Origin of the sequence: Pseudoalteromonas sp. BZA4 (assembly GCF_040104395.1) — a bacterium.
In the GTDB taxonomy this organism is placed as follows: domain Bacteria; phylum Pseudomonadota; class Gammaproteobacteria; order Enterobacterales; family Alteromonadaceae; genus Pseudoalteromonas.
The window spans coordinates 18,461-40,123 of record NZ_JBECOT010000038.1; the positions used below are offsets into that span (position 1 = coordinate 18,461).

Genomic DNA, 21,663 nt, shown 5'->3' on the forward strand with positions numbered 1-21,663 from the left:
TTAACCCTCATTCGCTATTTGGATTGTTGTTGGCACTATCGCTCCTTTTTGAGCGATAACCTGTAGCGCTAATTGTTGTGCGATACTTATAGCCTGTTGTGTATCATGCGAGTAAAAATATTCAGCTAAAAAACCAGCACTAAAGGCATCACCAGCGGAGGTGGTATCCACAACATGCTCAGCTTTTGGCACAGCAAAGCGTTGTATTTCCTTGTTATTGAACACTAAAGTATCGGCTACACCTCGCTTAATAATCACCAGTTTATTAGAAAATTGTTGATAAAAGCTGACTATTCCTTTCTCATCACATTGACCAAAAACGCCATAATGATCATCGTCAGTCACAAATAAATAATCAGCAAGGTTGTAAGCGGTTAAATAAAACGGAGTTGCTTGCTCAGATTGCCAAAGAACCGAGCGGTAGTTGCTGTCGAAAATCACTTTGCCACCTGCACGCTTAAAGTCATCTAACGCATCGAGTAATAACTGCCGTTTAGCTGTATCTAAAATAGCGAGACTAATTGCTGATAAATAACAATGGCTAAAGTGTGTAGATCTCAACGACTCTATAAAGTTATGTTGCGTATCTAACTGAAAAAATTGTTTGGCAGCGCTGTCACTTCGTGCATAACAAAATTTTCGCTCACCATGATTGTCAGTTGTAATTCCATAACGGCCTAATGTTTTATCCGTTGACGTTTGCACAAACGAAAGTGATAACCCTTGCTGTCGCCAAAGCGTCTGGGCAGCTTGGCTTATTTCATCAATACCGATAGCACTAACAAAGTGTGCATCTGCCTGTGGTGCTAGGCGTTTAAAGTACACTGCAGTGTTATAAACATCACCACCAAAGCGAAGTACGTGCTCGTCATTTAATTCCTGCATAGCTTCACCAAAAAATGCGATTTTAATCATGATGCATCGCCTCTCTTTGTGCATTTAAAATTGCTAATGCTTGTTCACTATCACATGTTTGTTTTGGAGTAATGAGCGTTACAAATACCGAAAGAAGCATTGAAGCAGTTGTCGCTGGAATAATTGGATTACTCCAATAAGCTTGCCAACTCGGTGTTGAAATGACTGCCATCGATACAAGGAATGACACGAACAAGGCTGTCATTGCTCCTTGCCAATTGAAGCGAGGCCAAAAATGCCCAAGTAGTACACAAACACATAATCCCGACATCAAAGTGGCAATCATATTGGTTATGTAACCAATCACATCATTGGTAAGTAACGCTAATAACAACGCGGTACCAATAGTTAGCACCAGGCCAATTCGCGAAAGCATTATAACTTCACTTGCATGCGGCATCCGTTTAAATACCAGCATATAAATATCACGTATAAGCACACTAACAGCTGCAATAGCATCTGAGCTGGCACTAGAAATAGTGGCTGAGAGCCCTGCAATAATAACCAACGCAGCTAAGCCAAATGGAAGTAGTTCAAAGGCCATGTAAGGGAAAGAAAATGCGCTGTTTTCAAGTGATGGGTTTAGTTTGTATGCAGCCATACCAATAATCGCTGGCACGATTGCAAAAAGCAGATATAAGCCGCCTGATAAATAAAACGACTGCCGGATACTTTTCACATGCTTGCCAGAATAAATACGTTGACGAAATGAAGGCGCGACTAAAACGCCAACCAACACGGCAAAAAATAACGAAACCCCATGCACTACACCTATTTTATCTAACGATAAAAAGCTTTGATTTAATAAAGGTTGTGCTTGATTTATGGCGACTAAACCATCTGCTTGATACAGCGCGACACCCGCCATCAAGAAAAACCCAATAAACAACACAAGCGCTTGAATAGAGTCAGTCCATACAACGGCTACATAACCACCAATAACGACATAAATACTAAAACCAAGTGCGATAAATAATTTAGCGCTGAGCGGCGATAAACCTGTTAACCAAGCCAAATACATACCACCACCCAATATATGCGCGCCAAGCCAACCGATACTGGCTACAAAAATGAAAATAGCAATCGTATTTTTAACAAGTGGGTTGGCACCGACATAAAACGATACTTCTTCGCTCATTGTCATAAATTCGTGTTTTCTAACCGGCGCAAACAGTTTAGCCAGCAACAAAATGCCGCACGCACCTCCTAGCCCATATATCATGCCAGCCCAACCATTGCTGTAGGCAAACCCTACGGCCCCCATCGATGAGCCTGTTCCTACCATAGTTGCAACGGTGGTACCTAAGGTTAAAAAGAGAGGAAGGTTTCGTCCGCCTAAAAGAAAATCGTCACCCGTTTTGCTGTTACGACTAACCCACCAGCCAAACCAGATCATAAAAATCAGATAACCTAAAAAGGCCATTAATAATTGCCACTTCATACGACATCCTGCTTCACCTAAGCCTCATTATTATGATTACTTGCTGTTTGGCTTGGTGCTTATAGTTATAATTTCGTTTCGTGCTTTTTACGTTCAACAGCCTTTGCTGTTGAACGCTTTAATATTTTTTAAGGTGCTTTATAGCAAGTCACATCAACTTCGACTTTACAGTCAACAACCAAATCTGCGACTGCGCAAATACGTGCCGGCGGATGTTCGCCAAAAAATTCTTTAAATACCTTATTAAACGACTGAAAATAGCGAGAGTCGGTCAAGATCACTTTTACATGCGCCACATGCTCAAGACCATAACCAGCCTCATCCATAATATCGATGCAGTTTTGAATCGCTAAACGCGACTGCTCAATTATCCCACCTTCAACAACTTCACCATCTTTCATTGGTGTCTGCCCCGAAACCATTAACCAACCACCTGCTTCTATCGCTCGAGCAAAAGGTAAATGCTGTCCACCGGTGCCTGTACCACCTTCAATACCAATACGTCTGATCATGTTATTCTCCAACTGATGTTAAAAATTTGCCCGAGTGTGCAGGCACAACTTGGTCATTAAGAAATGTTGCCTGCCCGTTGGTCCATACACGATGGACGCCTGAAGCCGGCAATTCGGAATTAATAAATGTGGCGTTATCGCAAATGGCATCGCTGTCAAAAAGAACCAGATCAGCAAACTTGCCTAAGCCAATTTCACCACGATCGGTTAAACCATAATTACTTGCGCTTAACCCTGTCATTTTATGGATCGCTGTCGCAAGTGAAAAAATACCGTCTTCGCGAGCGTATTTGCCTAACACACGAGGGAAAGATCCCCATAAACGTGGATGTGGGTGAGGGTCACAAGGGAGGCCATCTGAACCAATCATGGTTTTATCAAAAGCGAGTATCATTGCTACGTCTTTTTCGTTCAGACCATGGTACACAGCGCCCGCTGGTTGCAGCTTTTTAGCGGTATCAATTAATGATAACTGCCAAACATCAGCAATCTCTTGTAGTGAGCGCTCGGCCATTTCTGGATGTGGTTCTGACCACGTGATAAAAATTTCAAAATCACTTGTCACTTGTTTTAAATCTAATGTACTTGAACTAGCTGCATAAGGATACGCATCACAACTACAACGAGAATGCGCTCCCTGAACTGAAAACCGTTCGATTAACTCAGGCGCGCGTCCCCAGTTATTTTTACCCGCACACTTGAGGTGAGAAATGATCACCTTAATTTCAAACAGCTTTTCCATCGCAAATGCTTCATCCATAGCGTCCAGCACTGCATCAAATTCGGTGCGCAAATGCGTTGTGTACAACGCATTATGTGCTTTTAGCACCGGCCCAAACGCTTGAACTTCATCAGTTGTGGCAAAATTCGCATTTTTATAGGCAAGCCCGGTACTTAACCCCAGCGCGCCAGCATTTAATGCACTTTCAAGCTGCTGACACATTTGGGTAATTTCGCTTTCAGTCGCCGCGCGTAATAAATCATCCATTACATTATTACGAAGTGTTGTGTGACCAACTAAAGCGGCTACATTGACATTCGAAGGTGCGCTTTGAATTGCTGTTATATAATCAGCCATATTGGCAAATTTAAACTCACTGGCTGCGCCAAGTAAGTTCATCGGATCGGGGGCGCATCCTTTAACAATTGCAGGGGCTGCACTGATCCCACAATTTCCTGTGATTACGGTAGTGACACCTTGACTGATTTTTGCAGCCATATTTGGATTGCGTAGTACTTCAAGGTCATCGTGCGTGTGAACATCAATAAACCCTGGAGCAAGGCATAGGCCTTTAGCATCAATAACTTCATTTGCTAATAATGACGTTAATTCGCCAATGGCAACAATACGATCAGCGTTTATAGCTACATCACAAGTACGCGCTTCGTTACCAAGGCCATCAAATACTTTAGCACCTTGAATTAATGTATCAACAGGTTGTGCGACAGTGTACTGCATAGTTAATCTCCTAACGGTGCGCGGTCCGGTCCTTGACGATATTGATCAAGCTCATGCTTTATGCGGCGCAGTTTTTCGCGAGATTTCTTTTGCGTCAAAATAGCGACTTCACTTGCTAACACATCAACTGCCGCTAACATTGCGTATCGCGCGGTGCTTGGCGTAAAAATATAATCAGATTCGTTAGTTTTGATTGGCAAATGAATCGTGGCTAAATCAGCCAACTCACTTTGCGGGCAGATTGCGATAACCTTAGCGCCATACTCTTTTGCAATACGCGCAGTATCAATCAAGTCACGAGCACAACCAGTCAGAGATAGCATCACAACGACGTCGCTCACATCAACACTTGCCGCCGTCATACGCATCATCACAGGGTCACTGTAGGCATTACTTAAAATATCTAGTCTAAAAAGGCGGTTATGGCATTCCTGTGCAACGACGGAACTCCCACCACCAACACCAAAAATTAAGCTATGTCGGCTATTGGCAATATATTGGGCAGCTTGCTCGACATCGGCTTGTTTAATTAGCCCTGCGTTGATATCTAAAATATCGTGAATTGCTTTGTAAATAGCGGGGATATCTTCTCGCTGCGTAGTATTTTCATTTATAAAACGCTCGCCTACAGCTAAAGATTGCGCTAGTTGTAACTTCATATCACGTACATTGCTACAACCTAGTGCTTTTGCTAAGCGGGTAATCGATGCATGACTAACATTCGCTTTACCTGCTAAATCACTAATACTTGCAGAAGCTGCAAACTGCAGATCCGCCAAAATCAATTGAGCGACGGCTTGTTCTGATTGGCGCAAATGCCCTAAGCGCTCTTTTATTCTTGAAACTATATCCAATCGTCTATCTCCTAAAAATAAGTTTCGACCACATCAACTACGTTATAGCTATCATCAATCACATTGATGTAGCGCCACTTATCAAATGTTAAGCACGGATGTGAAGTAGCAAACGCGACAATATCGCCAACTCGAAGTGTACAATCGAGTGGTACTTTCATCATTGCGTGCTGGTCCATCATTTTCTCTATCTTCCAAGCGGGATCTGCTTTGCTTACTTGCCCGTTTTGATCGACCTGTAGTGAAGGAATTGGGAACCCCGCATCAAATGCAGCATCTCGCTTACCAAAACCAATAATCACGCGACCTGGTTCAGGTATTGATTGCACATACGCCCAAATTTCTAAGCATGAGGTAAGCTCAGTTTCTAAAGAGCATGCCAATTCATTTCGCGCTAAAATTTGCTGCTGTGCTTGCTCGTAAATACCTTGATCATGAGTGACATAACAGCCAGGACGAAGCACAGCGACCATGTTTTGAGTCAATTTGTCAGGGTGAAATGCCTCACACACTAAGTCATAGAAAGCTGACCCTCCCGCAGTAATCATCACTTGTTGTGTGTCAAATGCGTTATCAGCAATTAATTGCTTACACGTTGCGACTGCATATTCAAGGAACTGACTTACCGCTTCTGTTTGCGATAGCACTCCCTCATAAACTTCGATGCCAGCCAATGCAAGCGATTGATAGTTAGCTATTTCTGCAACCAATAATGCCAGTTCTTTACTATCAACAACGCCACAGCGCCCTCCCGATACACCAAGCTCAATCAGCATATGAATCGTATGCTTAGTGTTAGCAAAGTACTCACCAAGCATGCGTATATTATCTAGGTTATCAACCAAGCAATAAAAGGTTATGTCGTTAGCAACAAGCAACTCATCTAATTGCTGGCAATTAGCACGGCCCACTAATTGATTTGCCATTAGCACTCGTTTTGCTCCACTTTTTACAGCGGCATGTGATTGGGCAACTGTTGCGACCGTTATTGCGTAAGCCCCTGCCGCTAGTTGCTTTTTAAAAATTGCAGGAGTCATCGTTGTTTTACCATGCGGTGCAAAAAGAACATGGCTTTTTTTTGTATAGTCAGCCATCCACTTAATATTATTTATTAAGCGTGATTCATACAGGCATAAACAAGGCAAACTGACATCTTGCTTAGCGACATTCCAACCGGATGAACATAGCTTTTGGTAATTACCAAGCCCTTTATTAGCTCTATTTACGGTTTCTAGGTTTGCGACACTAAATTTTTTCATTTTGAAAGCCTGCTTACAAATCAACCAGTTAATGGCCGTAGTTTAAAAATCAAACAAAAAATATAACGCTTTTAATGTAATTGTTATTGCAATTTTGTTAAATCTAATGTTAATTAATAACATAGGCACAGTCAATACGTGTTACAAATTAACAGAAAATAATAATTACCCTAAAATAAACAGGATGAGGAACGTTAAAATGAAATCTCAAACCCGTCGCCAACATAAACTGAGTCGCAGCATCACGGCTAATGCCGTTGCTGCTGTTATTTGCGGTTATACCAGCTTTAATGCGATTGCTGCAGATCAAAACTCTTTAACAAATGAAGAAATCGAAACCATTGAAGTTCGTGGTATTGCAGCCAGTAATAAGCAAGATATAAATAACAAACGCTTTAGTACTGGTGTAATGGATTCAATCACCGCTGAAGACATTGGTAAATTACCCGATGTAACGATCGCAGATACTTTACAACGCATTCCAGGTATTCAAATTCGTCGCTCGGCGGGGGAAGGTTCAACCATCAATGTTCGCGGTATGCCGCAAGTGACAACGCTGTTAAATGGCGAACAGTTTTTAAGTGCGGGTTCAATTACCACTTTACAACCTGACTTCACGGATGTGCCTGCAGCGCTACTTTCAGGTATTGACGTACTTAAATCACCTCAAGCAGATACGCTGGCAGGGGGTATATCGGGCACTTTAGATCTTAAAACACGCCGACCATTCGATTTAAAGCAAGGGACTACTTTCTCATTCACAGGAGAAGCTACACGCGGAAATTTATCAGAAGAAACAGATCCCAAATTGGTTGCTTTTGCAGGTTATAACAACGATGACTTTGGGATTATTTTTACTGCTGCTTACGATGAAGGTACGCTTGCGAACTACCGAAACGGTACAATTTTGACATCAAGCGAAATTCAAAATGAAACAACTCGCGACTTTAACGGTGATGGTGATTTAAATGATAGCTTCTATAGTCAGCGCTTTTATGGTGTGATGCACCGTGAAACTGAGCGTGAACGTTTAGGTTTAAACACTACGGTTCAATATCAAATTTCAGACGCTGTGACGTTTACCGGTGATATTTTCTACACCAACATGGATGATGCAGACAGAAAACAAGGCATGATGATCGATAATGCTCGCGGCGATATTTGGGCATATTCAGATAGCTTCATTCCACGCTTAGACAATGATCAAGGTGGTCTAATTTATACTGTAAATGATGCTACTTTTTTGGCTCGCCGTGTAAGTGCTTACTCAGAGAGCTTAACGAATGATCGCGAATCAACTAATGTCAGCATGTTATTCGAATATCAAGGTGATGGCCCTCTTTCTGGCGAGTTTCGCTATATTCACGGCAGTGCTGAACGAGGTCACACAGAAAACGTTGCTCACGGTTATTTAACCTCTGGTGCACAACATGGTTTACTTAGAAATGATGGTACAGGTGCAACACCAGTAAACCCTAACGGTGTTGGTCCTGATTCGGTTGCAGTTGATTTTTCTCGTGGCGGTGAGTACATCACGCTCGGATTTGAAGATGGCTTCGGCAGCGACATCAATCAATATAACCTAGTATCTACATATTCAGAAAATAACTTTGAAGAAGAAGCAACACTCGATGTAGCGCGCATCGACGGTCGCTATGAATTTTCAACAGAGCACCTCACAAACGTTGATTTTGGTATTCGAGCATCAAAGCGTGATGTTGAGCGAGAAACTTACATTCTAGTTGCCCCATTCACAACTGGCGACTTAAGTGCTGACGTTATGTGGAAAGACTCAGGTGCCTCATTAGGCGATACCAATGGTGATGGTGAAAATAGTGTAGCTGGTGGTGACTTAACTATTGGCAATACTAACTTCTTTAGTGATTTACCGGATGGTTGGGTACACCAAGTAAGTGACTTTGGCCCAGGAGGCTCTAATCAAGGCTTTTACTTGATTGATCCAAAAGTAATGGATGACCCTATGGCTTTTCAAAATGCCATTTACCCTGGTAATAAACGTTTAGCGAATCCATCACGTACCTACCAAGTAAAAGAGCAAACACAATCAGCATACTTTAAGTTCAATTTTACGGGTGAACTTGGTGATATGAGCTACACCGCGAATCTTGGTGCACAATACATCAAAACTGAACTCGACATGTTACAAAACCAGCTAGGCTCAGCACGTCCGTGCTCACTATGTACTGCTAGCGAGAAAACAGGTGAAAAATGGTTAAATCGTGATTACTCAGATTTTTTACCATCAATGAACTTTAATTTAAATCTGACTGAAGATATTATTTTACGTGCTGGTTACGGCAAAACAATGACAACGCTGGACATTGGTAAACTTGCTGGGGGTATAAGTGTGGGCCGTACTCGTGCTGGTGATGTTCTTGCCGCTGAACTTGGTGTGAGTCCTGATTTACTAGTTGCGGTTCAGGGTCGCCAAAATGGTAACCCTGACCTAGAGCCTTGGCGCGCTACAAACTATAACTTATCAGCTGAATGGTATTTTAATGAAAGTGGTTTATTAAGTCTCTCAGCATTCTTAATGGATATTGAGTCTTTTGTTGAAAATGGTACTGTGATGATGGGCTTACCTGATATTGATGGGGTGATTCGTCGTGAAGTACCTGTTACTACTGAAATTAATGGTGAAGGTGGTGAAATTAAAGGCTTCGAATTAACGTATCAACAAGCATTTGATTTCTTACCAGCACCATTTGATGGTTTAGGTACATCACTTAACTTTACTTACGCACCAAGTGATAGCGCTAACGTTGATGTATATGGCAAAAGCTTACCAATCCAAGACAACTCAGAAAAATCAGCAAATGCTGTTCTGTGGTACGAAAAAGGCCCATTACAACTTCGTTTAGCAGCAAACTATCGTAGTGATCGTTTAGATAGCTTAAGTTCAGCTATGGGTGAAGGTGTGATGCCATTTTGGACTAAAAGCACCTTGTACTACGATCTCTATGCTGGCTATGAGTTAGCTGAAGATACCAGTATTTATACATCTGTCAGTAATTTAACCGAAGAAAAAGAAGATATTTACGCACAGTGGTCAGATAATGTGATAACTCAAAATATCTTTGAGCGTCGTATTACACTAGGTATTCGCACACGCTTCTAAGGTTGATCTAATTTGGCTCACTTCTGCCCAAGTGATAAAAGGCCTGCTTGGCCTTTTTAAACAACAACGCTCCGCGTGGTTTAGCCAAATACTAAAACCAGCATAGCCTCCCCTTGTAGCTATGCTGGTTTTCTCGTTGTTACTATCTGAATATGTTAATATTATAAGCCTTACCCAAACAGCCTAGGCTTTGTTATGACATCGCGTATTCTCAAATCGATTTTTTACTCATCTTTTATATTAGGCTCTGCTGTATTTTTGCAAGGCTGCCAAGAACAACCTCAATCTGATCATATTGCCGTCACTGGCGGGCTCATCCAAGGGCAAAAAGAAGGGCGTTTTATTGCCTATAAAGGCATTCCATATGCAGCAGCTCCGGTAGGAGAGTTACGCTGGCGAGCACCGCAACCTGTGCCTAAGTGGCAATATGTAAAAGTACTAAACGATTACGCGCCTGACTGCATGCAAAAGCCGTTTGCAGCCGACGCTGCACCGCTTACAACAACCCCTTCGGAAGATTGCCTTTATTTAAATGTGTTTAAACCCACTAAACACAGCGATGCTCCTTATCCCGTTGTGGTATGGATACACGGGGGTGGCTTTGTAAATGGTGGCGCATCACCCGCTGTTTACTCGGGTGAAAGCTTTGCTAAACAAGGGGTTATTTTTGTTAGCTTTAATTATCGCCTAGGCAGATTTGGCTTTTTTGCGCACCCTGCTCTTAGTCGTTTTGAGAACGATGCACTGGGCAATTACGCTTTGATGGATCAAATTGCGGCCCTTGAATGGGTGAAACAAAATATCGCTCAATTTGGTGGTGATGCTGCAAAAGTGACACTCATGGGTGAATCTGCAGGAGGCGCATCGGTACACGCGATGATGCAAACCCCTGCTGCTAATGGCTTATTCCAGCAAGCGATTATTATGTCAGCGGGCGGACGAGAACTATTTAAGCAGTTGCCTCTAACTAGTGATGATGACACCGTATTAAGCGCCGAAAAAATTGGCGAAAACTTTGCCAAGCAACACACCATTTTAGGCAGAGATGAAAATGCCCTTGCTGCACTACGTGAGTTATCTGCCGAAGAGGTGGTTGATAACCTAAATTTGAGCACATTAAATCGACAAAATAATGATGAGTCTACTTACGTTGGCGGGCCAATTATTGATGGCACTATCATCAATTCGGCGGCAGAAGCACGCTTGAGTAAAGGCACATTTAGCCATGTTGCGACCATGGTTGGCACAACAGATATGGATTTAGGCTTTGCTAATTTTGCTTCTAAAGAAGCGCTATTCGCAAGTTTTGCTCCACACAGTACACAAGCAAAAATGACTTACGATGCAAGCGGCGAAACGCCATTGCCTTTACTCAATTACCAAGTTGGTCAAGATGCGTTAATGCAAGAGCCCGCAAGGTTCGTTGCAAAACGTGTGACAGATATGGGTAACGATGCCTTTTTGTATCGTTTTGGTTATGTAGCGCAAACTTTAGATAAACCCGGTGCAGAGCACGCTAGCGAAATTCCGTACTTTTTTAATACTGTGGCAGCGAAATATGGGCATGTAACCACTGAACAAGATAAGCAAGCCGCTAAAATAATGCACCGTTATGTGACTAATTTTATTAAATTAGGCACACCAAATGGCCCAGGGTTACCTACTTGGCAAGCATATAAAAATGATGAATCTTTTATACTGCAAATGAATAAATCAGGGACTGCAGAGTTTTTACCGGACCCCTTACAAGCTCGGTTAAACATCACTGCAACCAAAGCTGAAAAACAATAATCAAATAAGGCGCTTAATTAAAGCGCCTATTTTTATCCTTGCTGCTGAACATACTCAAGCGCTGTCATCTTGTGGTATGTCACATTAGGATGAAATACGTGAGTAGGATCTGGGTCTACTACTTCAATTGGCGTGCCTTGACTGCGTGCAATATCGAGTGCCATTTGGGTAATATTGACGCTAAACGAGGTGCCAATAAAGACGATTTTATCGGCATCCAGCATGCGCTGTTGCGCCTCAGAGATTCGATAAAGCTCAGTGTAGTATTCATCAAATAACAACACGTAAGGCTTAAAGGATTCGTTGAGCTTGGGGCTTTCGTTATTGATATTGAACACCTCAAGCAAGGAGTTGTGGAGGTTGACTTCGTTGACATTATCCCACGGCGCGTTAAAAGCCATCACATCGTCACCTTGATGGTGAAACAGTGTCATTTGATCTAGGCGACCATGAATAGCAATAAAATCGGTGTTACCAGCTTTGCCATCAAGACCATCGATATTTTGTGTAATGAGATTTTTATCACTCAACCAATGATGTACCTCATTGGGACCGTGATGGCGATAGGTTGCAAAACGATGATAATACCAAGCTAAAAATTCGCGGGGATTATTTTCGTACATAGCACGCGTTGCCATTTCCATCGGCGTATAATTTTTGCTGCCAATGGTCCAATAACCATCTTCGCCACGAAAGGTCGGTATACCGCTAGCGGCACTCACTCCCGCCCCTGTAATATAGAGTGTATTCATAGAGATAACTTTACCTTGTAAGCAAGTGCATCGGCTGTCACTTGTTGATTATTATCCATACCACCCAGACGATACAAACTTCCTTGGTGCTCTAATAAACCTCGATGATCCATACTCGCGGTATCGGCTTTTGGCATCACTTGCCACGTGCTTTTATCAACATCAAAGCGCCAAACATGATCACTCGCTGGCGCTGGTTTACCATCGTACCCCATACCATTGTAGTTATATGGGTTATCTGAGCCGCCCATCATATAAATGTCGCCATTAAAACTGGTTGCTGCCATACGGTAATGGGCAACACCTGTTGGGTGTGGCACGGTACGCCAATCTATCTTTAATGGGTTATTAGCATCAATTGTACCTTTTAAACACTGTGCAACCGCAGCAAAAGAACGACGCTTATCAGCATTCGCCTGTGTTTTAACGCCATCACACACCAATATAGTGTTTCCACTAATTGCCGCCGCTTGACCAAACACCGGTTGACCTAAAAATGGCGAAGCCTGTTGCCAAGTATCTGTTTGCGTATCATACATTTGTACTAAGTTAACATTACCATCGTTATGCCAACCACTGACTAAATAGATATAACGCTGCTGGTACGAAAGCGCCACACTGTCATCCACCGGCACTGGCATATTGGCAAGTTGCGTATATGAATTAGAGAGCACATCATAGCGATATACATCGGGTGTAGAGATTTCTTGATGATCGGCGCTAACGGTATACCCACCAAATACATACGCATGCTGACCCACACCCACTGCGGTACTCGCCAAACGGCCACTAAGAGGCAATGTACTTGGCACGGCTTTGGCTGCTTGCCACGCGTTATCGCCCACCTTAAGGACCCACACTTTATTGTGAACATCGGTATGTGCTTTGCCTGAGCTCAAGCCCATAAAACTTAAAAAGTAGGCTTGTTCATCAATAACAACTTTGGCAACAGCATTGTTCGCGACGGCTTCTGGTAAAGCAGGTATGGTTGCAAGTGCAATAGAAAATAACAGGCTCATAAATTAAATAGGTAACTTAACACATCGCTAAAGAATACCATTTTATGAGCCTGAAGAAAGACTCACTATTAGTAAGCAATACTAATACGTTGATTTAGATGAGCTGCCGATTGTGTTTCATCAAGCATCGCTTTAGCATAATCAGTGACTGATATTTTGCTTTCGCCTTTTGCATCAGTAAAGAAGCTGTCGCCACCAACACGGTACGGGCCTTCTGACTCACCTGGGTAAATGACCGCAGCTGGTGATACAAAGGTCCAAGCTGTATCTACTGTTGAGGCTCTAAATACATCAAGTGCTTCACCTTGAGCTATGGCTTCTGCTTTGTATTCAGCAGGAAAATCTGGTCTTGATACCAGTGTTACACCGGGGGCGACTTCTAAGCTACCTGCACCGCCCACCCATAAAATGCGTGTACCAGTACCTGCAAGCGCGTTTAACAATTGCTTTGCTGTGTTTGCAACAATTTCATGGTTACCTAAAGCACGACCACCAATTGCAGCAATAACAACATCACTACCAGCAGCTGCAGTTGCGATATCGTCTTTAGTTAAATCAAATTCAGTCACAATAACGTTCTCTTGGGTTACTTTACTTGCGTCTCTAACTAATGCATTTACTCGATGACCACGTGCGATTGCTTCTGAAGTAATGTGGCTGCCAATCCAACCTGTTGCGCCAATAACTGCTAATTTCATGAGGAATTCTCCGTTGTTTGTTTCAATGATTGCAGTTTACTTGCTCACTAATTGCTGATAAATACACTATATAGTTACACATTGTTTCATTTGAAGATACCAATGGATAAACTCAAATCAATTACTAGCTTTGTCGAGGTTGCCCGTACCGGCAGCTTTACTCAGGCTGCAGAGCATTTAGGTTTAAGCCGATTACAAGTTTCTAGACATATTCAAGATATAGAAAAGTGGCTAAATTTAAGGTTGTTTCATCGCACAACACGCAAAGTGAGTTTAACAATTCAAGGCGAAGAAGCCCTTAGCTATTGCCAGCAAATATTAAATCAAGTATCTGATTTACAAAGCCGAGCACACAGCCATAACAATGAATTGGTAGGTACCATTCGAGTTGCCTCTCCGATCGGGCTTGGCCAACATAAACTGTTTGATGCCATTAAAGAGTTTACTAAACGCCACCCACAGACGCGATTTGAACTGTTACTTTCAGATAGTTTATCGCAGTTGGTTGATGACCGTGTTGATATCGCTTTACGTTACATTCACCAGCCCGATGAAGGTCTTATTGCCCGTAAGCTAATGTATATCGCAACCGCGGTGTGTGCTTCTAACGATTATTTAGCTGCGAACCCAGCGATTAATGAGCCGAGTGACTTATCTGTTCACAATTGCCTAGTTCATAACAAACACACTATTTGGCAATTTCAACACGACGACAACACACAAAAAGTCACGGTTAAGGGCAACATTGTTGCCAACGATATGGGGGTGCTTTTAAAAGCAGCAAAACAAGGAATGGGCATTGCTCACCTACCTTGCGATCTCGCCAATGACTATTTGGCATCAGGTGAGCTTGTTAAAGTACTGCCTGAGCATACTACTATGGGCTCTCACTTATGGGCGGTGTATTTATCACGAAACTTCCAACAAAATGTGGTCAAAGCGTTCATCGACTTTTTAGCAGAGCACTGGCAACACGATATCTTATAATCTAAACCTGCTGCAAATACGTATAGGCTATAAAAAGGAGCCGAAATGCAGCACTTAGATCATGAAATATCACGCATCATAGAGATGGCGTGGGAAGACAGAACTCCGTTTGAAGCAATAAACCAACAGTTTGGTTTAAATGAAAAAAGCGTTATCGCGCTAATGCGTGAGCAATTAACAAGCTCGAGTTTTAAACTTTGGCGAAAACGCGCATCAGGTAGGCAAACCAAACACCTAAAACTACGCCATCCAGATATATCCCGTGGTTATTGTAAAACCCAATATAAACACAGATAAAGTTACTTTATCTTTTGTGAAAACTGGCCAACTGCATCCACCACTTTTTGAGCGCCATGTTGAATGTCGCTCATCATACTTCCTGATTCAGAAGCGAGGTTAAATCCTTGCTCAGCTTTGGTTTTTCCTAATTCAATCACCTCTACTGTATGTTTAGTCAAAGACCTATTTTGTTTTACAACATCAACAATCTCGACTGTCGAATTAGAGGTTCTTAAAGCAAGCTGCCTGACTTCATCAGCAACCACCGCAAAACCCCGGCCTTGCTCACCAGCACGGGCCGCTTCAATTGCTGCATTAAGCGCTAATAAGTTTGTTTGCTCCGCAATACTACTAATACTTTGTACGATGGCAGCAATTTGCTGTGATTGTTTATCGAGCTCAGCCATTTCAGCTGCAGCTTGCTCCATTTGCTTCGCCAAATCATCCATTACATGAACCATTTCATCTAAAACAGTGGCACCTTGCTTTGCTGCTTTATCAGTTTCGGTAGATGTGCCGTAAGCGATGTCAGCCGCTTGAGACACAGCCATTTCTAAATTCACTTGTTCGGTGATCACAGTGGCAAACTTAACGACTTTATAAAGCACATCTTGCTCGTTAAAAACCGGATTGTAAGTCGCCTCCAACCAAATGGGTTCACCAAACTTATTCACCCGCTTAAATCGTGACGAGATAAATTGGCCTTTTTGTAATTTCTGCCAAAACTCAGTATAGCCAGTTGAATTTGCTTCCTCAGGTTCACAAAACATGCGGTGATGTTTACCAATAATTTCCTCTTTTGCATAACCCACACCCGCTAGAAATTGATCATTCGCTTTTAAAACATGACCTTCTAAATCAAACTCAATAACCGCCATTGAGCGATTAATTGCTTTCACTAAGTCTTTATTTTCTCGTGATGTTTCAATTGTTCGGGTCAGCACACTGGCGTGAAGATCAAACTTTTCAAAGCCCTGCTGTTTATTTAAAGTTGGATGAAAAAATGCTCTTAACCACACATGCTGGTCCTGCGCATTTAAAAGTTGAACAGCACCGACCCAAGCTGATTTATCTAAAATAGCTCGTTTGAACTGAAGGGAATGCTTAGCTTGTTTAGCGGTACTAGGCACCAAATCAAGCAGAGGTTTTCCTATTAATTGGGCTTCTGTATAGCCGAGTTCTGCTAATACTTGCGTATTGGCAAACGTGATACAACCTTCCTTATCTAGCTCCAGCGTAAACATTCTATTATCTAATGTATCTTTCACTTGAGATACGCTAAACAATTCATCTTCTAACTGAGCTATCCTTTCTTTCAATGGTTGGGTAAAAAACATAAATCATCCCACCTTAAATACTAAAATCATCACAGAGTAGCTCGATAAGGACTACTAAATCTGTACCGTTCGATGATATTAGCGTAAAAAAGTTGGATAAATAGCCGCTTTCAAGACATTAGGAAGTTTCTTGAAGCAAAATAAGAAATGATTTAATCAAATAGCATTGTAAAAGCCTAACTGAGTAGGCTTTTTGTCAGTGATTCAGTTGATTTGCAAATTGTCCAACTGCATCAACCACTTGCTGCGCACCGTGTTGTATGTCTTCCATCATCTTGCCAGACTCATTTGATAAAGACACACCTTGCTCAGCTTTCACCTTGCCTTGCTCAATAACTTTTACCGTATTTTGCGTAAGTGACTGATTGTTATTTACTACTTCAACAATTTCTTCGGTGGCCTTTGAGGTTCTTGAAGCAAGCTGCCTGACTTCATCAGCCACCACTGCAAAACCTCGGCCTTGCTCACCTGCACGAGCAGCCTCAATTGCTGCGTTTAGTGCCAGCAAGTTCGTTTGCTCCGCAATGCTACTTATACTTTGCACAATGGCTGCAATTTGCTGTGACTGTTTATCAAGGGCTGAAATCTCTTGGGCTGCTTGCTCCATCTGCTGAGCTAATTCATTCATCACCGTCATGGTGTTTTGTAACACCTCAGCCCCTTGTTGAGCGAGTCTATCAGTCTCAGTTGATGTGCCATACGCAATTTCGGCCGCTTGTGAAATTGCATGCTCACGATTAACTTGCTCAGTGATCACAGTGGCAAACTTCATCACTTTGTAAAGCTCACCAAAATCATTTGAAATGGGGTTGTATGAAGCTTCAAGCCACACTTCATTGCCATGACGGTCAACACGTTTAAAGCGATCAACAACAAACTCACCACGTCTTAAGCGCTGCCAAAACTTCTCATATTCCGCAGATTCAACAAGTGCATGATCACAAAACATACTATGGTGCTTGCCAACGATCTCATCTTTTTTATAACCCATACTCTCTAAAAACGCTTCATTTGCGTTAATAACCTTGCCCTCAAGGTCAAACTCAATAACCGCCATTGAGCGATAGATGGCATTTATAGTGTCGCGCTGTTCACGAGAAGTAGAAATAGCATCGGTAAGCACAGTGCCGTAAATAGCAAAGTAATTAAGCTCACCTTGCTCTGTGTGTACCGGGTGAGCAATTAATCGTAGCCACTCAAGCTTGCCGTCATAGCGAGTTATTTGTAAGTGCCCTACTCCATGCTGTTGATTTTCAATGGCGTTTTTTAGCTCTACAAACTGGTCAGTATTTCGAGATTGTTCAGTAATAATATCTTGGAAAGGCGAGTCAATTAACTGGTTGTGCGAGTAGCCTAATTCATCTAAAAAGTTCTGGTTAATATAAGCCATCGTGCCATCAGCACGCAGCCTAAGCACCAACATCTCTTCATCAATACCCGAAGTGAGATCTTTTAGCGGATAAAGCTCAGCTTTTAACGCATCAATTTCAGCCTGTAAGGATTTATTAAACCACATAAAACGCCCTGATTTTTTATTAACGTGTTGTTGTTCATAAAATTGTAGAACAATTAACGCAGGGCGCTACTTTAAAATAAGCAAAAAGAATTAAGAAAAGTGATTTAACTAAGAAGCTTGAGAGGTCAATTTAACGTATTTCTCTGCTAGCTCATCTAAAGTTTCACGATGATTTGGATCTGGCTTAATGCAATCAATAGGACACACACTCACACAAGTAGGGTTATCGTAATGCCCAACACACTCAGTGCATTTATTTGGGTCTATTTGATATATCTTCGCGCCCATATAAATAGCCTCATTCGGGCACTCAGGATCACACATATCACAGTTAATACATTTGTTATTGATGAGTAATGCCATTTAATGCCCTCGAACATAAATCACTATAAAACAAATAGTTACATGAGTAGGTATGTAACACATATATTTTTCAAACAAGCTTAGTTTAAAAAATATTCGATAAATAATAACACAATTCGTAGCACACTCTGTTTATGAGCAGCCGTTACAAAAGCGGTCGCGCATTCTACTTTACCCCACTCTAAATTTTGTTGATCTAGATCAAACGACAGGCCTGCAGGGCTTAATAAACCTGAGTTTTAGAGAAATGAAAAACACGAATAAACCCATTACAAAAGCCGAATACATTAAAGCAAAAGCGGTTTGGAGAGAGACGAAGGCACCTTTTTCAATGTTGTACATAAAAAAGTGTGTTACTGCGATTCAAATAATTTCAAATTTTGAGAGAAAAGTTGCTTTAAAACAAGGGATTAAAAATAAGCCCTTGGTTCGTTTGTCTAAATATGAGCAACAACACAATTTACGGCTCGTTTTCACCCCAAAAGGTAAGGTCATTTTCTATTCTAATTTCCCAAAAAAATTAGAGATCCGAAACGTAAAGCTAGGGGAGTTACAAGAACTCACCATTGCAAAAGCAAGAGAGCTTACGCAAACGATATTAGAGGGAAGAACGATATTCGCCGATTTAAACACTATTTTTAAAGAGTATGAGCAGAACCTGACAAACCGACATTTACTCGCACCAACAAAGTTTGCAGCCGGTTCATTGAGAACATATAAGTGCAGAGTAAAAAAGCTTAAGCAGTACTTTAATATGAAAACGAGATTTCAAAGTATTACGGCAGGGGATCTTGAGCGAATCATTGATAAAATTATTGCTAGCGAATCCAACAACCAAGCCATAGAGCTATTTGCTCAAATAAGGCGTATATGGAAGTTTGCCAAAAATAAGTTTAACAATGGCCGTAATCCTGCTGCTGACATCGATGATTATTATGTTTCGGATCGAGTTGATACTCCCCGCCCGTGCCAAGCCTACACGGACTTAGATTCAATTGCAGAGTTGTGGATCAACCTTGCAACTACGCCATGCATTCACCAGAAGAACGCAGCCAGGTTTATGATTTTAACGGGCTTGAGGCCTATCAACATTCCTCAAATGAAATGGTCATGGCTGAATAGTATTACCTTTCCGACCTTAATAACTTTTCCGTCATCCATCGTAGGTGTACGTGGTGAAATGAAAAACCAAAAAGAATACAGACTCCCACTAACAAAAATGATGCGAACTATTATCCTTGAACAAAGGGCATGGATGGAATCGGCACGACCTAATTGCAATCAAGAGTTCATTTTTCTGCAACCACGCGACCCTATGAAGCAATTTTCTAAACGCTCCCTCGATAAAATTATCAAAGACTATTCTCCATTTGATGCAGTAAAAGGCGATATCGAACAGATTGTAATGAAAGGCTCTGCGGGTGCATTTTGTACTATGTGTAGAAGCTTTTTTAAATCCAATACAAAAGAGCTGTTGCTATCAAACGGCTACCACTTTAAGCATGCAGAAGACTTAACCCGGTTAGCACTTCATCATTTGAGAAAGTCTGATGATCCGAATGGGCTTAACTACGATAAATCTGAAGAGCTCTACGGCACTTCAACAAAACTTAAGTTCAATGTATTTAAGTTACACGAGGTCAGCATTTTAAAACGAGTCCATGAGTTTCAAAGCTTAGAGTTAAGGCCTACAGCATTTCAGGTAAACCAACAAAAAATAATCAAAGATAAGGAACATAAGAAAGCGCTAAGAGAGCGAATTAAAGCATCTCTTGTCCATAAAGGTGCATACATTCAATTCATAAATCAGCCTTTTGGCGATACAGGAAAATCAGTTAAAGAGCTAATTCTGACTAAAGATGGTAGAACTGTAATCGAAAGTTACCTTGATGATATTGCTGTTTAAGCTAAATTCTCATCCGAAAAGTATACTGAAAGAGCATATAGAAACTAAATAATGACTTAGCGTAAAGCCGGGTCATTTTTCGTACAACAACAAAGGTAATGAACACTTTTCGCTCAAAAATAATAAATAGTATTGGCAAAAATAAATTTAACGGTAGAACGAAGAAAAGTATTGAATTTTTATGAACTTACAAAGAATTTATAAAAAGTACACAAAAATCGTTAAAAAATTTTATTAAAAAAAATTTAAAAAAGTTTAGTACCCAAAACATACTAATACACCACCAAAAAGCTCAGATTTGATAATAAGCTTATAAACGACTTATCAGTAGCTTAAACAAAGCCATTTAATTTCACCACCAAAATGATCTTAGTAGTCATAGGCTTAAAGCCATAGCTGGCAAGGCTTCCCCCTATTGCAGCAATCAAAAAACTCATTCAACATAATAAAAAAGCGACAACGTTAATTCATCCCAGATGAAATAATAAAGACTTAATAAAATATGAAAAAAACCAACAAGAAGTTTAAGAAAAATAAAATAAGCAGAATATTAGATAAAATTAGAAACCTATCTAAGATAACAAGTGAAAATGAGTCTGAGAAGCAAAGTGAAAGTGAGTGTATTAGCAAGTCGAAATTCGACAGTATTAAACCACCATATAGTGATAAAGATATTTTAATATTATCTGAATGCGCTGCAGCAATTGAATACCCAGAACCAGAACCAGGTCAACCAAAAAAAGATCGTAGGATGTCTAAATATGACAGTGAAAAAAACTTAAGATACGTTTTTTATCCAAATGGAGTCGTAAAAGTTTTTGCACATTTTGATAAAAAAATTGGGTTAAAAAGTACTCTTTTAGGTAACTTTGAAACAATGACAGTCGCTGAAGCTGCTAGGCTTAGCGCCATCATTTTAGATAATCACCTATATGGTCAAACGCTTGGGGAAGTTGCTGAACTGTATATAGAAGAATTAAAACAAGAGCAAAAAAGTAATCGTCGTTCATTTTCAGATGGAACCATTAGAACGTATTCATGCTACCTTAGAAAATTTTCAACTATCATTGGTGTTGATAAAAGGTTTATTGATATTACAAGTGATGATATTCAACTAGCATTTACGAAATTAAAGCGTGATCTTACAAGAGAATATGTAGAAACTATTTTCCATCGCGTTAAAGATTTATTTAAGTTTTCAATAGACAGACTAAATTATAAGAACAACCCTTTTAATAATGTCAAAAGTTTATATTTATCTAAGAAAAGATGTGAAATAAGAAAGTATGAAGGCTACACAGATAATGAATGGCGTTGTTTCCTAAAAGTTTGAACTATCTTGCCAGCCTGTGATCAGATCATCTATATCCTACTAGCCCGTGCAACAACAATGAGCAAAATCACAAACTGGTCTCACTATAATCAAGCCCTCGTTA

At 41.0% G+C, this 21,663-nt stretch carries 18 protein-coding genes and 1 pseudogene; 6 read left to right on the forward strand and 13 right to left on the reverse strand.

Translation table 11 applies throughout. From position 1 onward, the window contains the following. The 6 genes from ABMY41_RS14890 to ABMY41_RS14915 form a co-directional block, all read right to left on the reverse strand. The gene (locus tag ABMY41_RS14890; RefSeq protein WP_289098584.1) at positions 1-915 is read right to left on the reverse strand and encodes a sugar kinase; all 915 of its coding nucleotides are present in this window, start codon (positions 913-915) and stop codon (positions 1-3) included. Continuing rightward, positions 908-2,356: a sodium:solute symporter family protein gene (locus ABMY41_RS14895; RefSeq protein ID WP_289098585.1), complete on the reverse strand. Its 1,449-nt coding sequence runs from the start codon at positions 2,354-2,356 to the stop codon at positions 908-910. Before ABMY41_RS14895 ends, ABMY41_RS14890 begins: the two co-directional genes overlap by 8 nt. Positions 2,357-2,484: 128 nt before the next feature. Further along, positions 2,485-2,868, reverse strand: coding sequence for a RidA family protein (locus tag ABMY41_RS14900; protein ID WP_130052824.1), 384 nt, complete (start codon positions 2,866-2,868; stop codon positions 2,485-2,487). Between the two features lies 1 nt (position 2,869). Then, positions 2,870-4,327, reverse strand: a complete 1,458-nt coding sequence (locus ABMY41_RS14905) for a D-aminoacylase (RefSeq protein WP_175078756.1) — start codon at positions 4,325-4,327, stop codon at positions 2,870-2,872. Positions 4,328-4,329: 2 nt separating this feature from the next. Continuing rightward, positions 4,330-5,181 (reverse strand): MurR/RpiR family transcriptional regulator, encoded by an 852-nt coding sequence (locus ABMY41_RS14910; RefSeq protein ID WP_287242689.1) that lies wholly within the window; start codon positions 5,179-5,181, stop codon positions 4,330-4,332. An 11-nt stretch (positions 5,182-5,192) separates the two neighbouring features. After that, entirely contained in the window at positions 5,193-6,440 is a 1,248-nt protein-coding gene (locus ABMY41_RS14915) for an amino acid deaminase (protein ID WP_349275260.1), read from the reverse strand. Between the two features lie 199 nt (positions 6,441-6,639). Between ABMY41_RS14915 and ABMY41_RS14920 the strand changes: the two genes are divergently transcribed. Then, positions 6,640-9,579, forward strand: coding sequence for a TonB-dependent receptor (locus tag ABMY41_RS14920; protein WP_349275262.1), 2,940 nt, complete (start codon positions 6,640-6,642; stop codon positions 9,577-9,579). A gap of 195 nt (positions 9,580-9,774) precedes the next feature. After that, on the forward strand, positions 9,775-11,370 hold the full coding sequence (locus ABMY41_RS14925) for a carboxylesterase family protein (protein ID WP_349275264.1): 1,596 nt from the start codon (positions 9,775-9,777) through the stop codon (positions 11,368-11,370). Between the two features lie 32 nt (positions 11,371-11,402). On the opposite strand, the gene ABMY41_RS14930 is transcribed toward ABMY41_RS14925, so the two are convergent. The 3 genes from ABMY41_RS14930 to ABMY41_RS14940 form a co-directional block, all read right to left on the reverse strand. Next, complete coding sequence (locus ABMY41_RS14930; RefSeq protein WP_349275265.1) at positions 11,403-12,122, reverse strand: Sir2 family NAD-dependent protein deacetylase; 720 nt, start codon at positions 12,120-12,122, stop codon at positions 11,403-11,405. Then, positions 12,119-13,141 (reverse strand): galactose oxidase, encoded by a 1,023-nt coding sequence (locus ABMY41_RS14935; RefSeq protein ID WP_349275267.1) that lies wholly within the window; start codon positions 13,139-13,141, stop codon positions 12,119-12,121. The genes ABMY41_RS14930 and ABMY41_RS14935 overlap by 4 nt, the downstream gene beginning before the upstream one ends. A 68-nt stretch (positions 13,142-13,209) precedes the next feature. Further along, a complete protein-coding gene (locus ABMY41_RS14940) occupies positions 13,210-13,839 on the reverse strand; it encodes an NAD(P)-dependent oxidoreductase (protein WP_349275269.1) in 630 nt (209 codons plus the stop codon). Positions 13,840-13,941: 102 nt separating this feature from the next. On the opposite strand from ABMY41_RS14940, the gene ABMY41_RS14945 reads away from it, so the two are divergent. Both ABMY41_RS14945 and ABMY41_RS14950 read left to right on the forward strand, forming a co-directional pair. Next, positions 13,942-14,826 (forward strand): LysR family transcriptional regulator, encoded by an 885-nt coding sequence (locus tag ABMY41_RS14945; RefSeq protein ID WP_349275270.1) that lies wholly within the window; start codon positions 13,942-13,944, stop codon positions 14,824-14,826. 45 nt (positions 14,827-14,871) lie between these two features. Further along, the gene (locus ABMY41_RS14950; protein ID WP_175082865.1) at positions 14,872-15,123 is read left to right on the forward strand and encodes a TIGR03643 family protein; all 252 of its coding nucleotides are present in this window, start codon (positions 14,872-14,874) and stop codon (positions 15,121-15,123) included. Positions 15,124-15,125: 2 nt separating this feature from the next. Here ABMY41_RS14950 and ABMY41_RS14955 read toward each other — a convergent pair whose 3' ends face one another. The 4 genes and pseudogenes from ABMY41_RS14955 to ABMY41_RS14970 all read right to left on the reverse strand — a co-directional run bounded on the left by ABMY41_RS14955 (position 15,126) and on the right by ABMY41_RS14970 (position 18,321). Further along, entirely contained in the window at positions 15,126-16,442 is a 1,317-nt protein-coding gene (locus tag ABMY41_RS14955; RefSeq protein ID WP_287244054.1) for a methyl-accepting chemotaxis protein, read from the reverse strand. 196 nt (positions 16,443-16,638) lie between these two features. Further along, on the reverse strand, positions 16,639-17,199 hold the full coding sequence (locus ABMY41_RS14960) for a methyl-accepting chemotaxis protein (protein WP_289098606.1): 561 nt from the start codon (positions 17,197-17,199) through the stop codon (positions 16,639-16,641). After that, positions 17,179-17,958, reverse strand: a pseudogene (locus tag ABMY41_RS14965) (PAS domain-containing protein); the annotation flags it as partial. The pseudogene ABMY41_RS14965 and the gene ABMY41_RS14960, both read right to left, overlap by 21 nt. Positions 17,959-18,066: 108 nt before the next feature. Continuing rightward, complete coding sequence (locus ABMY41_RS14970) at positions 18,067-18,321, reverse strand: YfhL family 4Fe-4S dicluster ferredoxin (RefSeq protein ID WP_054562570.1); 255 nt, start codon at positions 18,319-18,321, stop codon at positions 18,067-18,069. Between the two features lie 247 nt (positions 18,322-18,568). Here ABMY41_RS14970 and ABMY41_RS14975 point away from each other — a divergent pair, with 247 nt between their 5' ends. Further along, positions 18,569-20,227: a hypothetical protein gene (locus tag ABMY41_RS14975; RefSeq protein ID WP_289098600.1), complete on the forward strand. Its 1,659-nt coding sequence runs from the start codon at positions 18,569-18,571 to the stop codon at positions 20,225-20,227. Positions 20,228-20,729: 502 nt separating this feature from the next. Then, a complete protein-coding gene (locus ABMY41_RS14980; RefSeq protein WP_349275273.1) occupies positions 20,730-21,560 on the forward strand; it encodes a hypothetical protein in 831 nt (276 codons plus the stop codon). The last annotated feature ends 103 nt before the right edge of the window (positions 21,561-21,663 follow it).

Excerpts from the sequence above, each read along its gene's own strand:
- ABMY41_RS14945 (WP_349275270.1), top strand. The coding sequence starts at position 13,942 with ATGGATAAACTCAAATCAATTACTAGCTTTGTCGAGGTTGCCCGTACC.
- ABMY41_RS14890 (WP_289098584.1), bottom strand. The coding sequence starts at position 915 with ATGATTAAAATCGCATTTTTTGGTGAAGCTATGCAGGAATTAAATGAC.
- ABMY41_RS14940 (WP_349275269.1), bottom strand. The coding sequence starts at position 13,839 with ATGAAATTAGCAGTTATTGGCGCAACAGGTTGGATTGGCAGCCACATT.
- ABMY41_RS14900 (WP_130052824.1), bottom strand. The coding sequence starts at position 2,868 with ATGATCAGACGTATTGGTATTGAAGGTGGTACAGGCACCGGTGGACAG.
- ABMY41_RS14930 (WP_349275265.1), bottom strand. The coding sequence starts at position 12,122 with ATGAATACACTCTATATTACAGGGGCGGGAGTGAGTGCCGCTAGCGGT.
- ABMY41_RS14920 (WP_349275262.1), top strand. The coding sequence starts at position 6,640 with ATGAAATCTCAAACCCGTCGCCAACATAAACTGAGTCGCAGCATCACG.
- ABMY41_RS14905 (WP_175078756.1), bottom strand. The coding sequence starts at position 4,327 with ATGCAGTACACTGTCGCACAACCTGTTGATACATTAATTCAAGGTGCT.
- ABMY41_RS14915 (WP_349275260.1), bottom strand. The coding sequence starts at position 6,440 with ATGAAAAAATTTAGTGTCGCAAACCTAGAAACCGTAAATAGAGCTAAT.
- ABMY41_RS14955 (WP_287244054.1), bottom strand. The coding sequence starts at position 16,442 with ATGTTTTTTACCCAACCATTGAAAGAAAGGATAGCTCAGTTAGAAGAT.
- ABMY41_RS14970 (WP_054562570.1), bottom strand. The coding sequence starts at position 18,321 with ATGGCATTACTCATCAATAACAAATGTATTAACTGTGATATGTGTGAT.
- ABMY41_RS14925 (WP_349275264.1), top strand. The coding sequence starts at position 9,775 with ATGACATCGCGTATTCTCAAATCGATTTTTTACTCATCTTTTATATTA.
- ABMY41_RS14950 (WP_175082865.1), top strand. The coding sequence starts at position 14,872 with ATGCAGCACTTAGATCATGAAATATCACGCATCATAGAGATGGCGTGG.
- ABMY41_RS14895 (WP_289098585.1), bottom strand. The coding sequence starts at position 2,356 with ATGAAGTGGCAATTATTAATGGCCTTTTTAGGTTATCTGATTTTTATG.
- ABMY41_RS14935 (WP_349275267.1), bottom strand. The coding sequence starts at position 13,141 with ATGAGCCTGTTATTTTCTATTGCACTTGCAACCATACCTGCTTTACCA.
- ABMY41_RS14975 (WP_289098600.1), top strand. The coding sequence starts at position 18,569 with ATGAAAAACACGAATAAACCCATTACAAAAGCCGAATACATTAAAGCA.
- ABMY41_RS14980 (WP_349275273.1), top strand. The coding sequence starts at position 20,730 with ATGAAAAAAACCAACAAGAAGTTTAAGAAAAATAAAATAAGCAGAATA.